Origin of the sequence: Geothermobacter hydrogeniphilus, from assembly GCF_002093115.1 — a bacterium.
GTDB lineage: Bacteria > Desulfobacterota > Desulfuromonadia > Desulfuromonadales > Geothermobacteraceae > Geothermobacter_A > Geothermobacter_A hydrogeniphilus.
Genome location: NZ_NAAD01000024.1, coordinates 1 through 14,318 on the forward strand (window position 1 = coordinate 1; position 14,318 = coordinate 14,318).

A 14,318-nucleotide genomic window follows, 5' to 3' on the forward strand; every position below is an offset into this window, starting at 1 on the left:
AGGTGATCTTGTGGCTCTTGTCGATGCTCAGGCTGAAGCGGATCCGATCCACTTCGAAGTGTTTTTCCCAGGCAATCTTGTTCATCCGATGACCTCCGGGCAAGAAAGAAGGGGCCTTCGAGGTCATTTATACTTAATCGGTGCGACAATTAATGTCGCATTGGTTGGGGATTAGAATGTCTGGAGAGTTTTCTGAGATGGTTATAACCTGACAGTTGGCCACAAAATGAAGTGGTGGTCATGCCGCCCCTGGCTGGGGTAAAGATGGAGTTGTCGAAACTTCATCAACCTCAGCAAAGAAGAACGTCATGACCACCAAACACAAAGTAGCACGAAGGAAGCTCAGCCTGCTAGAACTCGCTGCCGAAATGAACAATGTCAGCAAGGCTTGCCGCATCATGGGGTATTCCCGGCAACAGGTCTATGAGATCCGTCGCAACTACCAGACGTATGGTGCACAAGGCCTGATCGTCCAGCGTCCCGGAGTCGCCTTTATCGACGGATTGCCAAAGAGCAAAGAAACGAACAGCAAAGCAACCAAAGAAGCTGCGTAACCTGTCACCCTGCCAGGGGCGGATGTACCAGGTGATAACTATCTCTGTACACCTGGAGTGTGGGACCAAAATAAATTATGGACTTGGGGTAAATGGAAACATATTTTTTAAGGTTTTAGTAAATTTTTTCCCACCAGTGAGGGCCTTAACAACTTGACTTCTATCTGTAAAAGTATTTGTTGAACCCTGCCATGCAGTAAGTAGCTCAACAGCATTACTACAATGCTTTATAAATTCCGCAAAATCATGTGTATTAGCTCTTTTTGGTTTCAATATTAAACGTCCACCACTATCTAATTCAAATGTTAGGTCAATAAAATTGTTTTTACAGAAAACCTTATCACCTTTATTCATTTTTCCAGACTGTATAAGATCCCAATATTCACCAGTCTTAATTTCGACAGCCTCTTTAATTTGTTCAGAAATATATTCATTAATCGATCTATTATTGTGGATATTTGGCCTTTTCCCGCGACCACCAGCAATAGTCGCATAAGTATATTTTGCCATATTATGCCAAAAAGTTCCCAAATCCCCCTTCCTCATACCTTGCATTATCTCAATAAAGTTCTCATCACTTAACGACAATGACAATACATTAAATATTTTATTGCTCTTGTAATTATCTAACGGTCGATCATCATTGAATTTAAACTCAATATATTTCTTAGATAAGAAAAAATGCCACTCAAATCCATTAGTCAATATCCCCCAAGGATATTCTTGATTATCTCTCATATATTTAGTTATTTGCTCTTCATGTTTTTTTAAGTTTGTTTCTAATAAGGATTTTGCCTCAATGATTAGGGAATAGTGATTATTCTCTTGTGGAGTTATAACAAAATCAAATCTTTGATTGCTATATTCATCAGAACCTTGCTCCATCTTAACATCTTTTAAAGGATCGAATCCAAGGACGACTTCAAACAAAGGCAAGACAATGCAATATTCAACACCCTTTTCTTTCAGTCTACGAACTATATCATTCCATTCTTCATCTTTTTCAATCTTCGCTCGAGAAAGATAACTTAATCTATCTCTAAAGCTTTGTTCAGTTAACTCCATCATTCCCTCCAACGTTTTGTTTTGAATTAACGAAGACCTATCTCAATGCTCGAACGTTACCATTCTTGACTTCTCACCACAATAATCTATCGAGAAATGGTGAATTCAAATTGCCAAGTTCTCCGCACACCACGATCAACAGCCCCTGGTTTCATGCCGGTATTTCTTGAAGTTCTGTGCCTGCTCGAAGATCTCCTTGTACACATCGTCATGCGTAATCGGTGGATACCCGTTCTCCGCCAGCAGCATAATCAAATCCACTTTCAACTCCGCCTTGATGTCTTCGCGGTTGTCCCAGTCCGTGTACTTCGTCTTGTCGTCCACAACGTCCTTCACAGCCTTCGAGAGAGGGATCAGCTTCTCGTCGGGATACTTGAACTCGTACTTCTTCGCGATCGCCTTCAGGATGTCGTAAAAGGCTTTCTCCTCGAAGTCTATACCCAAGTCTACGAAGGACGCCTTCTCCTTTTTCAGTGCCTCGTACAGATCAATAATCTCGTCGGTGAAGTCCTCCAGAACATTGCTCACCAGAACGTCCTGCTCCTTACGATCGTTATACTTGTCCACGAGTGCCTTGAACATTTTCGCAAAGTCAGCGCCCTTGGCCTTGTTCGTCTTTTTGAAGTCGTCGATCGCCTTCTTCAGCAGTTTCTGAAGGAGTTTCAGTTTTGTGTTGGGCAGCTTGATCTTCTTGATCTTCTCCAGGAACTCATCATCGAACAGATCGATCTCGGCCTCCCCGCTGTCACCCAGCTTGAACACTTCCTCCACGCCATCCGCCTTGATCGCCTCCTCGATCATCTCCCGCACCCGCGCATTCATTTGCGCCAGATCCGGGGCGTCGCCCTTCGTTAGCTTGAACACGATGGACCTCACCGCGATGTAAAAGTGGATCGTATCCCGCTCCAACTGCGTGAAGGCGTCACTGTTGCAGCAGATGTCGTAGGCTGCCTTCATCCGCTTCACCAGGTACATGAACTGCTTTTCCTGCTTTTCGGTCACCTGGGCAAACTCCGCCGCCATGTTCAGGCAGTGAAGCTGTTTCAACGCATTCCCACTGAAGTACGGACTGGAATCGAATTTGTGGAACATCTTCCCCAGCAGGTCGAGCTGATCCTTCACGACAACCACCGCTTGCTGGATTTCCTCGATCGTTACACCATCACCGAGGTTCCCATACTGAGCCAGGGCCAGATTCATTTGCTTCTTGATCCCGATGTAATCGACGACCAGCCCCTTGTCTTTCCCGGCGTAACGCCGGTTCACCCGTGAAATCGTCTGGATCAGGCTGTGCCGCCGGATCGGCTTGTCGATGTAGATCGTATCGAGAAACGGCACGTCGAACCCTGTCAGCCACATATCCACCACAATCGCGATCTTAAAATTCGACTTTGCGTTTTTGAACTGCCGGTCCAACTCCTTCCGGTAGTCCTTCGTCCCAAGCATCTTGTACAGGGCTTCTTCGTCATCCTTGCCGCGCGTCATCACCATCTTGATCCGCGCCATCGGCTTGATCTCTCGCTTCTCCTTCTTCGTCAGCGTCGCGCCTTCCTCGCAAACCCTGACTTCGGCCCACTCCGGCCGCAGGGCGATAACCTCTTTGTACAGCATGTAGGCAATCTCCCGATTGCTGCACACGAACATCGCCTTGCCCTTGACCGTTGCCCCTTCACTCACCCGTGTCTCGTAGTGCTTCACAAAGTCCTCGGCCACCGCTTTGATCCGGTCGGGGTCACCAAGGATCAAGTTCATCTGCGCATTGGCCCGCTTGCTCTCCTCGATCGCATAGTCGCTGGCGCCGTCATCGGCGCACTGCGCATAATAGTCCTCGATCTCCTGGAGCTTGGCATTGTCCAGAAGCACCTTCGCAGCCCGGCCCTCATACACGATGCGCACGGTGATTTCGTCCCTCACCGACTCTTCCATCGTGTAGGCATCGACCACCTTGCCGAACACGTCCAGCGTCGCGTCGATGGGCGTACCCGTGAAGCCGACATAGGTCGCATTCGGCAGGGAGTCATGCAGATACTTGGCAAAGCCATAGCTCCGCTTTACGCCGTTCTCCGTCACCTTGATCTTCTGGTCCAGGTTCACCTGGCTGCGGTGTGCCTCGTCGGAAATGCAGATCACATTGTCCCGCCGCGTCAGCAGGCGGGTGTCCTCCGTAAACTTGTGGATCGTTGTCAGGAACACACCGCCGCTCACGCGCCCGTGCGGTGCCACGACATACTCCCCGTGTTCCTCTGCAGCCAGTTGGGCCGGCGCATCCAATCGTCGATCACCTTGGCCGTCCGGTTTGTCCGGAAGCTCAAACGGTCCGCGCAAACAGGCCCGCAACTCCTCCCGGCTCTCGACACTGATGATTTCTTCGTCGCCGATATACCCCTTGGCCGCGGTAAACTGCCGCGCAAGCTGGTCATCCAGGTCGGTCCGATCCGTAATCAAGACCAGCGTCGGGCTGGCGAAGGCCTCGCTCTTCATCAGCAGCCGCGAGAGGAACAGCATAGTGAAACTCTTGCCGCAGCCCGTCGCGCCGAAGTAGGTGCCGCCCTTGCCGTCGCCCTCCGGCCGCCGGTGTTTCTGGATATTAGCGAACAGCTTGCGCGCGGCGTAATACTGCGGATAGCGGCAGACGATCTTCTCCTCCCTCTTCGAGCTGTCCGGGAAGAAAATAAAGTTGTGGATCACGTCCCGCAGCCGCCCCTTGTCGAACAGCCCGTGGATCATCGTGAACAGCGAGTCGATACCGTCCCGCTCGATCTTCTCGTCGCCCGTGACCTTGCGCCACGCATAGAAGAACTCATAGGCCGCGAACAGGGAGCCCATCTTGTTGTTCACCCCGTCGCTGATCACGCACAGCGCGTTGTATTTCAGCAGCTCGGGGATGTCCCGCCGGTAGCGTGTGGTCAACTGCACATAGGCGTCATGGATCGTCGCCTCTTCCCGGATCGCGCTCTTGAACTCGAACACTACCAGCGGCAGTCCGTTGATATAGAGAATCCCGTCCGGTATCCGTTTCTCGAAGCCCTCAATCTCCAACTGGTTGACGAGCTTGTAGAGGTTCCGGTCGGCGGGGGAGTAGTCAATCAGGTGGATGAACAGGTCCTTCCGGCTCCGGTCCTCCCGTTTCAGCAGGAACCCGTCCGACACCATCTTCATGAACGCCTTGTTGCTGCCATACAGGTCCGACGCCGGCAGCCGCTCGATCTTGTTGATGATGAACTCGATCTCGCCATCCGTGATCCCGTCCCCGGCATAGCGCTCTTGCAGGTACGCCCGCAGGTCGTCCTTGATCAGGACATCTTCCGGGCCGCGTGCGATATCCGCGCCCGGGACATGGGGATAGCCCTGTTCGCCCAGCAGTTCGATGATCGCTTGTTCGAGTTGGGATTCGGTGAATTTCATTAAGCCTCCGCCCCACTCGTTGCTGAGGAAAACATCAGCTTATCTTGTCCCAATGCGGTCGGCTCTAAGCTCTCCATCTTTGTCATTCTGGAAAGCAGGACACCAGCCAGCCTATCCAATAGAGATATCTGGTCTCGGAATGCTCTGATATTCTCCAGAACAACTGAAGTGTGCCTTTGAAAGGTCTTCAGTATGCAGGCGTCAGGCTGTAGGACGGAAAATGAAGAGATCTCGGGGGCCGTCAACTGACCTTGTGCAGAGGCGGCATCATCGTAATAACGAAAGCCCTTGATAGCGAAATACAAGTAGCTCAAACTGAACTTATCTTTTGGAGTCACGGCTATCAGTCTGACAATCGGGACGAATGGTTCCAACCTCAAGACGGTATAACCAATGATCGCCCCCCTTGCTGAAACGGTTATGCTCGGATCTGTCACCCGTGCGCTGGATGTATATCCGTACAGCCCTTCATTCACTGTCGTATTTGAGTAAACAGGAATATTACATGTCTCTGTCTTGCAGGGAGATGTATCCTTTGGCCGATCACCTCCGGCCAAGATATTGGCAACGCTGCCGAGTGTGGTGTTATTCCACCCCTTCGGAATATCCTGCTCCAGAACCTCGTTGTACACCATTTCGCCGCCGCTGGACTTGTACGGCTGGCCTGCCAGTTCCGGCTTGCCGATCGATGCCGCGTACTCGGCGGTCATGGGAAACTCGAACTCGACGAACCACCGCCTGTAAATCGCCTGCGCCGCTTCCTCCAGCTTCTCGTTCAGCCGCGCGTTCAGCCGGATGCGGTCCACAACCGTCTGATACTCCTTCACAATCTCCCGCTGCTTGTCGATGGAGGGGATGGGCAGCTCGACATCGCACATCTCGTCCCAGCCAAACAGCTCGCGCACGCTGCCATGCGATTTGAATCTCGCGTACCGGTCAAACTCCGGGCGGCGGAACCACATCATCAGGTATTCCGGCAACAGTTTCTCCTGGTCGATGATCTCGAAGACGGTGTAGGATGTGGAAATGATGCACTCCGGCACTGAAAGCAGAGCGATTGATATCTTGTCGCTGTTTCGGGATGTAACCGGGCCGTAGGCGAACTGCTTCTCTCGTACAATTTTGTAGCGGGACATGTCCGTGCCAATGGTGTTAGCTATCGACGGAATAAACTCTTTCGATACGCTCACACCCAGAAGTAACGTCACACTTAGATTGCTGTTCTTCTCAACGACCTCACGGATGTACGGACCCAGCTTTTTATAAGTCGATCGCATAGCCCAATTCCCTGAACACCTTGAGGAGTTCTGCCCTGGAATCGGCTTCCTGCTTCAGCAGCTCAGCAAATTCACTCTGCAGGCTTCTCATTTTCTCGTCGAAGTCGATGTTTTCGTCGCGGTTCACAAACTCGATGTACTTGCTGGGGACCAGCGAGTAGTCCTTGGCGCGGACTTCCTCGATGTTCGCCGAGTAGCAGTACTCGAGCACATCCTCGTACTCATCGGCCGCGCGTTCCTCCTGCCAGGTGTGAAAGGTTTCGGTGATTCTTGCCCGGTCGTCATCGGAGAACTGGATGTATTTCTTCTCGAACGGCTCGCCCCACTGCCGCAGATCCATGAACAAAATCTCGTCTTCCCGGTCGCGGTAGTGCCGGCTCAGGTCGCCGTGCTTGACGGTATGCGCTTTGCGGTTCTTGTTGATGATCCAGAGGGTGACGCTGATGTCGGTGGTGTAGAACATGTTACGGGGCAGGATCAGGATCGCCTCGACCAGCCGGTTCTCGATCAGCTTCTTGCGGATGGCCTTCTCCTGGCCATCGCCCGAGAGCGCCCCGTTGGCCAGAATGAAGCCGGCCACGCCATTGGCAGACAGCTTGGACACCATGTGCAGAATCCATGCATAGTTGGCGTTGCCGGTAGGCGGCACCTCGTAACCCGCCCAGCGCGGATCATCGACCAGCTCATCAGACGCGCGCCACGCCTTCAGATTGAAGGGCGGGTTCGCCATGATGAAGTCGGCCTTCAAATTCGGATGCTGGTCGTTCGCGAAGGTGTCATCCGCCTTCACGCCCAGGTTGGCCGAGATGCCGCGAATGGCGAGGTTCATCTTCGCCAGCTTCATCGTCGTGGTGGTGCCTTCCTGCCCGTAGATGGAGACATTCTTCGTGTTGCCCCGGTGGCTCTCGACGAACTTCACCGACTGCACGAACATGCCGCCGGAACCGCAGCAGGGGTCGTAAATCTTGCCCTTGTAGGGCTCGATCAGTTCGGCGATCAGATTGACGATGCTTTTGGGCGTATAGAACTCGCCCTTGCCCTTGCCCTCGGCCAGCGCGAACTTGCTCAGGAAATACTCGTACACCCGGCCCACCACATCCTGCGACTTGTCGGCCAGCGTGTTGATGTTGCTGATGGTGTCGATCAGCGCCGCCAGCTTGCTGCGGTCCAGGTCGAGCCGGGAGAAGTAGTTATCCGGCAACGCGCCCGCCAGCGACTTGTTGTTCTTTTCGATGGTGTGCAGGGCGGTGTCGATCTTCAGCGCCAGATCGTCCTGTTTTGCGTTCGCCTGGATGTACGACCAGCGGGATTCCTCTGACAGATAGAAGACGTTCTTCATGGTGTAGAACTCCACCATGTCCACGAACTGCGCCTTGCCCTCGTCGATGATCTCCTGCCGCCGCTCCAGGAATTTGTCCGAGGCGAACTTCAGGAAGATCAGACTCAGCACCACATGCTTGTATTCCGCCGGCTCCACCGAGCCCCGCAGCTTGTTGGCCGAATCCCAGAGGGTTTCCTCAAAGCTTTTGCTGTTTTTCTTCGCCGTCTTTTTCTTTGCCATAAATATCCTTCCAAAGCCGTGCGAGATTCAGGTTGCCACGGTCTGCGTATTTCAGGGGGACAATTTACTTGATGAGAATCATGCAAACCCTCAAAGAAAGGAGCCTGCAACGCACTGCTATCTCACCGTTTAGTCGATAAACAGAAAGCTTGGAAACTCACTTGCGGCATACTAAGTTCTCCAAAACACAAGTAACTACAATGAGTTCCAAGACATGGCACATTGTAGCACCGTTATTTCTCAAATAGTATGATTTTTCCCGAGACATGAATTTCAGTCTCTCGCCAACAGGCACCAGGAAGGACAGAGATTTCGCTCGTTCTCCCCTTGGTCGCAGTTTGTTGCCATGCTGACGGCCCAGTTGTCGGTTCACAGCAGCCTGCGCGACGTGGTCAACACCCTTGGTGTGCAAGGCTGCAAGCCGTCAAGACTCAATTCTGGATCTCTCTCTACGCACATCTGGTCTTCTCGTTTCTGAGGTTCCAGTCAAAGCTCGGGACTTCGTTACAGCGTGTATTACGAATATTACAGATCAATTTGTTCGATCGGCGCGATTTGATGAGTCTGTTTCGACCGCCGCGCACTAACTATTCCAACCCACCTGACGCTGTTGAAACAGTTTTCCAGACTGCCCACAATTTCGGGGGAAGGTCAGACCGTTTCTTCCCCCCGCTCAACCCCCTTGATCTTCCCCCAATCTCAAGCTCATCGTTTCACCATAGGTGATCCAGTTCAGACAGACCCCCAGGACCTCCTTGTCGGGATAGATCGTTGCCAGGGCCTGGCGATAACAGAGCAGTTGCGGCAGGTGTTCGGCGAAACGGGCAACCCGATCCTCGATCTGGTCCGACTTGTGATCAATGATCCAGAAGCCGTCTTCCGTTTCGACCAGCAGGTCGATGAAGCCGGTCACCACACTCCCCTGCCGGTTCAACGCCAGAACCGGCAGTTCGTACTGAAGCGAAACCGGCTGGAAGTGTGCTTTCAACCAGTCATTGAAGGCGATCACCCGTTTCTGCAGAAGATTGAATTCCTCGGGCGAGAACGGATGGCGCACCGCCATCCGGATCGTTTCCAGGTCATGGCGGCCGTCCATCACCTCGTAGCAGCGGTGCAGAACGGTGCCGCGTTCATTCGCAGGCAGGTCGAAATCGATGTTCAGGCAGTCGGCATAACCGGCAACGTCGAGGTCCGCCGCAGAGACTTCCAGTTCCAGCCCGAGCCCGGACGGGCGGATGGTTTCGGGAATCAGTCCCTCCGGCAACGGTTGCGGTCGAATCGCGCGACGCCCCCATACCGGCAGGCTGTGCGTGGTCCCGGTTCCGGCGGCTTCAAACAGGGGGTGGCGATCCTTACCGACCTGGATGATTCGACAATCAAAGGCCTTGCCGCCGGTCACGATCCGGTTGCCGTCAACCTTGAGCCCCGTATCCTGCAGCAGCTGTTCAAAATAGCTGAAGCTCTTGCGCTCGCGGCCGTTGTCGAGATAGACCGGCCATTCGAGGATGACCTTTTCCCGGGCACGGGTCAGGGCGACATAGAGCAGCCGCCGGGCGCTGTCGATCGCTTCGGGCCACAACTGTTGACGGAACAGTTCGGTTTTCTCCGGCGCGACAAACTCCGGGTAGAAGTCGAGCCGGGCGTTGTCGAGGATCTTGTCGAGGTCGGAGAAGTCCCGGTAGTTGACCCGCACATCCGGCAGCAGACATTTGATATCGCTGTCGGCAGCGCAGACGGCCACCACCGGCCATTCGCGTCCCTTGGAACTGTGCCAGGTCATCAACTGGACCGCGTCCTCGTCCCGGACACGCGGATCCGGCTGGCCGTTCTCACGCTCGGCGCGGTCCTTGATCCAGGCCAGAAAGGTTTTTACATCACTGCCGTAGAAACCGCTGGCGGCCAGGGCATCCCGATTAGCGGCGGCGAATTCCCGCGCCTCTTCCTCGAAGCGCAGCAGATTGGCCCGGGCCTGTTCCCCGTCGGGCCAATCGGCAATCAGGCCATAGAGATTCAGCGCGGCAATGGTTTCCGCCAGCAATGAGGCCGGCAACTGTTCATCACAAGCGGCCCTGAGCGGCTTGAGTTTCGCCAGGAGGGGGTCACGCAGCTCCTCTTCCCTGATCAGGGTTCCGAACGCCGACGGCAGGGTTTCGGTGCCCAGTTCGGTGACACCGAGATAGAGCGCCGCGTGCCGGTCCAGGGGATCGGCGACGTAGCTGAGCGCGTGCCAGGCAATCTGCACGATCCGCGACTCGAACCAGCCCCCGGCCTCCATCCGCACCCTGACTCCCAGCTGCCGCAGGGCTTCTGCGTAGAGTTCAAGACGCTTGTTGGTCGGGCAGAGGATGGCAATATCCCCGCCCCGAATCGGCCGCGCCTTCTTCAGCTCCTTGTCCCAGACCCGGGTCTCGGGGTCATCCAGCAACACCTTGATGCGGGCAACCGTATGTTCCGCCCGCAGGTCGTTCCGGCTGCGGGCGGAGAACTCCACCAATTCGAGGGGGCCGAGGGCGGTGGGAAAGTCGGCTTTGGCTTGCAGGGGCGTGTAATCTGCACCGAACAGGCCGGCGCCGAGCTGATTGATCCAGTCCAGCAATCCCGGATGTGAACGCCAGTTGGAGGTCAGCGGAGTCACTGCGGCGGAATTCTGTTTCTGCAGTTCGGCAAGCAGCCGGGAATCGGCATCCTGAAACCCCATGATGGCCTGCTTCAGGTCACCGACGATCAGGGTTGGAATCCCGGCCCTGGCCAGGCTCCAGAGCAGAGCAAACTGCAGCGGGTTGGTATCCTGAAATTCATCGATCACCAGGCAATCGACCCGTTCCTGCAACGTGTCGAGAACGGCGGGATTCCGCTCCAGTATCTCCAGGGCCAGGGCCAGCATATCGGTATAGTCGACCAGCCCGCGGTCGGCCTTGCCGTTGGCGAAACGGGTCAGGGAATCCTGAGCGGCGCCATAGAGAGCGCTGCCATGCAGCAGGGCCTCTTCGAGGGGACCGGGGTGTCGCAGCAAACCCTCGGCCGCGGCAGTCACCGCCTCCGTCAGCTGGTCATAGGCCTCCGGCAGTGCATTGTGCGGGGTCGACTGCTGCAGAGTGCGCAAGCGGTTCCAGAGCCCCCAATTCTGCCGCAACTCCTCCGCGTGGCAGGCCCGCCGCAACTGCCGGTGGTCCTCCGCCAGCCTCCTTGCCACCCCGCTGGTCGACGCAACAACGGAAAGATCTTCGGGAAACTGCTGCAGCAGATCGGTGACCGCCTTTTGCAGGGCCGCGGCGAGTTTCTCCGCATCCTCAACCGGGCCGTAATGCTGTCGGACCAGGTCGGCGGACCACTGCGCGAGTTGCGGGTTGACCGCCGCCGGGCCGAGGGTGCGCAGGCGACGGATAACCTGCAGAACCCGCTCGCGGAACTTGTCTTCAGCCCCCTTGCCGCTGGAAAAATCCCAGGCATATCCGAAGCGGTTGAGATCCCCCATGATCGCTTCCGCCTTGTCGGTCGCGGCCAGCGCCAGGCGGATCAGAACCCCCTGTTCATCCTCGGTCAGCAACCGCGGCAGGGGATTGTATCCGGCGTCGAAAGCGAACTCGGTCAGAATCCTCAAGCCGAAGGAATGGATGGTGGAGATATAGGCCCGGTCCAGGCCGAGGGCGTCCTCCAGCCTCCCCTGCCTGACCAGTTCGGCCCTGATGCGGTCACGCAGTTCGGACGCGGCGGCTTCGGTAAAGGTCACGGCGACGATTTTGTCCGGGGAGATTTTCCGCTCCCGCACCCACGTTGCCAGCCGGGTCTGGATGGTATAGGTCTTCCCGGAACCGGCGCCGGCCGGGATAATGGTCAAGGGAGGCAGGCTCATGATTCTTCCTCCGGTAGCGGATGCATAAAGAGCCGCAGCAACGGACTGTTGTCAAGAGCGTAGAGTTTGATCCCGGCCTCCTTGTCGAACCGCTCCTCGTCATCGACCCGGTTCAATCGTACCCTCCCCTGCCGGACTTCAACCAGCCGCTGGCGGATCAGTTTGAGCGCTTCACCGGAGATGTCACCGGCCATCTCTTCAACCTCGTCCAGGGCGTCGTCCAGCCAGCCGTCGGTATCGGCCAGCACCACCTGATCATTGAGCAGGTAATACATCACCCCCACCTCTTTCGCCTGGCGGACCGCTTCTCCGGCATCAGGACTTTTGGCAGAGGAAACGCCACCGGTTTCGAGCATCAGGCGATAGAGGGAAGCCTGGCTGTCATAGGCCGCCGTCATCCTTTCCTTACGCTTTTTACTCTTGCTCTTCTTGTAATCGACCACATAGAGACGGCCGTCGGGCAGGCTGAGCAGCAGGTCGGCGGCGCCATGCAGTGGAAGATCATCAAGCCGGCCCTCAAGCCAGACCTCGGTACCGAGAATGCGGGCACCCAGGGTCTCCAGCAGACTGCGCCAACGCAGGGCCGCGACCAGGACTTCCTGTTCGAGATGGTTTCGTTCGACCTGCCATTCAGCTCCCAGCAGGAAGGGTTTGATGGTGCTGATGGCCTGCCTGAGCAGGACCGGCACCCGGCTGCGGATCGTTTCTTCGGCGGGAAGCTTGCTTCCGACCGGAAAAAGCCATTCAAAAACGGCGTGGGCGAGGGTTCCCCTGGACGCGACATCCAGGGTCTCGGGAGCCCATTCCCGCGGTTCCAGGCCGGCCCGGCCCATCAACCAGGCCAGCGGTGAGACCATCAGGATTTCGAGACGACTGGGAGACAGGGGATAGAGGCTGCCGTCATCACGGGTCTGCAAGGCAACCAGGTCGCAGCCGAGATCCAGATCCTCGGCCTGCAGGCAGCGTGGAACGACCGGCGTCGCCGGGGCGGCCAGCGCCAGCCCGCTGACCTTGTTCCGGCCGCTTTCGCTGTCCAGTTCGCAGATCAGCGATTCGGGCTCCGCTGACCCGAACAGCTGCGCCATAAAGGTCAGGCTGGTTGAAGGACCCATGCGCTTGCCGAAGGCATCACGGCGGGAGATGAAAAAACAGACTTCCTCGGCGGCAAAGGCAAGCTGTCTTTTGAACAGCCGGCGGCGCTTGTTCGCCCGGTCCGCCGCGGTCTCAAAACGGCCGGCGAACAGCTGCTTGAGCTGGTCCTGGTCCGTATCCGAAAAAACCGGGGAAGAACTCTCTTCCTGCGGATAATGTCCCGCATTGAAGCCAAGGACATAAAGCCTCCGTACCGCCCGCCAGGGTTCGAGGCTTTCCTGAAAAACAGCAATGCCCTGCAGCGGGACCTCTTCCTCGCCGTGGTCATGACTGACCGACGGGGCCGCCAGGGCGAGCAAAGAGTCCCAGGGAATCACCGACTGGCCGGCCATCCCGGACTGCAACTCCGCCAGCAGCTCCCTGGCCTGCTGAACAGCCACAGCCGGACCTTCTCTCCCGGCCAGGGACTGATCAAGTTCTTCCAGCAGCTGGAGCAGTTCGGGCGGGGATGCCACGCCCTTGACCAGCGCCGCAAGAAAGCTTTTCCCCTCCGGCGGCCATTCCATCTTCTCCAGCCGGAAATTTCCATCCATCACCTCCCGTCCCAGGTCACGGACCTCGGCAGATTCGGGCAGTCCCGCCAGCGGCAATCCCGCCAGGGCAAAGACCTCCCTGACCGCCGGGGCGTAACGGGCGTCATCAGGCAGCAGCAGTCCGATCTGATCCAAGCCCAGGCTGTCATCTTCGGCCAGGGCTTTCTGCACCATCCCGGCAATAACCTCGGCCTCCTGCAGATAGTCGCGTACCGCGAGAAACTGGACGGAAGGATCGGGTGGACAATCCTGCTCCACGGCCGTGAACAGGTTCCGCTGCAGAAACGCCAATCCGGCCGGCGGGTCGTCAAAACAGGGCGTTCGGCTCGTCTCATCCAGCAACGCCTGAAAGGCGTCATCGGGGGCAGAACCGGCATCGCGGTTCAGCTTGGCGACCAGGGCCTGCTGGCGGGGATTCAGTTCCGGCCAGCCGGGAATCAGCGCAACCGCAACAGTCCCCAGGGCCCGGCTGGCGTCACTGGAAAGCAGTTGCTCCAGAACCGCCAGCTGCGGAGGAAGCTGATGGCCGACAGCGTCCTGCAGGCGTACCAGGTCGGCCAGGTATCGTTCCCCCCGCGGGGAAAGCGCCGGGCAGCGGACCGCGTCCAGGGTTTGACCGGGCGCCAGGGCCGCAAGCAGCTGCTGCAGAACCCTGTCGAGAATCCCCAGGGTTTCAGACGGAGCCAGGGCCAGGCTTGGTTGCCAGAAAGCACCGTCTATTCCGGCAGCGGCCTCTCCGAGCCGAGCCGACCAGCTATCTGCGGGTTCGCTCAGGAGATAGGTATCCTGCGCCTGCTGAAGCAGCTCCGGCCAGGTTCCGACCAGAACCCCGGCGGCCGGTCGGCGCTCGGCGACCCGCCGCCGCAGGTAACGGGCGGATGTCCGGTCGGGACAGAGCAGAAAAGTCGTCCGTTTCAC

The 14,318-nt window shown here is 56.6% G+C and carries 6 protein-coding genes and 2 pseudogenes; 2 read left to right on the top strand and 6 right to left on the bottom strand.

Annotated features, from left to right (window positions below; translation table 11 throughout):
• Nucleotides 1-308 precede the first annotated feature (308 nt).
• A pseudogene (locus B5V00_RS14605) lies at nucleotides 309-485 on the top strand (helix-turn-helix domain-containing protein); the annotation flags it as partial.
• Nucleotides 486-629: 144 nt separating this feature from the next.
• Here the strand turns inward: B5V00_RS14605 and B5V00_RS14610 are convergent.
• The 4 genes from B5V00_RS14610 to B5V00_RS14625 all read right to left on the bottom strand — a co-directional run bounded on the left by B5V00_RS14610 (nucleotide 630) and on the right by B5V00_RS14625 (nucleotide 7,862).
• A complete protein-coding gene (locus B5V00_RS14610; protein ID WP_085011562.1) occupies nucleotides 630-1,619 on the bottom strand; it encodes a type I restriction enzyme HsdR N-terminal domain-containing protein in 990 nt (329 codons plus the stop codon).
• Between the two features lie 135 nt (nucleotides 1,620-1,754).
• Nucleotides 1,755-5,024, bottom strand: a complete 3,270-nt coding sequence (locus B5V00_RS14615) for a type I restriction endonuclease subunit R (RefSeq protein WP_085011563.1) — start codon at nucleotides 5,022-5,024, stop codon at nucleotides 1,755-1,757.
• Nucleotides 5,024-6,301, bottom strand: a complete 1,278-nt coding sequence (locus B5V00_RS14620) for a restriction endonuclease subunit S (protein WP_085011564.1) — start codon at nucleotides 6,299-6,301, stop codon at nucleotides 5,024-5,026. Before B5V00_RS14620 ends, B5V00_RS14615 begins: the two co-directional genes overlap by 1 nt.
• Nucleotides 6,285-7,862: a type I restriction-modification system subunit M gene (locus B5V00_RS14625; RefSeq protein WP_085011565.1), complete on the bottom strand. Its 1,578-nt coding sequence runs from the start codon at nucleotides 7,860-7,862 to the stop codon at nucleotides 6,285-6,287. The genes B5V00_RS14620 and B5V00_RS14625 overlap by 17 nt, the downstream gene beginning before the upstream one ends.
• Nucleotides 7,863-8,076: 214 nt before the next feature.
• Between B5V00_RS14625 and B5V00_RS17480 the strand changes: the two are divergent.
• Nucleotides 8,077-8,283, top strand: a pseudogene (locus B5V00_RS17480) (DUF4372 domain-containing protein); the annotation flags it as partial.
• Between the two features lie 252 nt (nucleotides 8,284-8,535).
• Here B5V00_RS17480 and B5V00_RS14635 read toward each other — a convergent pair.
• Entirely contained in the window at nucleotides 8,536-11,715 is a 3,180-nt protein-coding gene (locus B5V00_RS14635; RefSeq protein WP_085011567.1) for a UvrD-helicase domain-containing protein, read from the bottom strand.
• Nucleotides 11,712-14,318 (bottom strand): PD-(D/E)XK nuclease family protein, encoded by a 2,607-nt coding sequence (locus B5V00_RS14640; RefSeq protein WP_085011568.1) that lies wholly within the window; start codon nucleotides 14,316-14,318, stop codon nucleotides 11,712-11,714. Before B5V00_RS14640 ends, B5V00_RS14635 begins: the two co-directional genes overlap by 4 nt.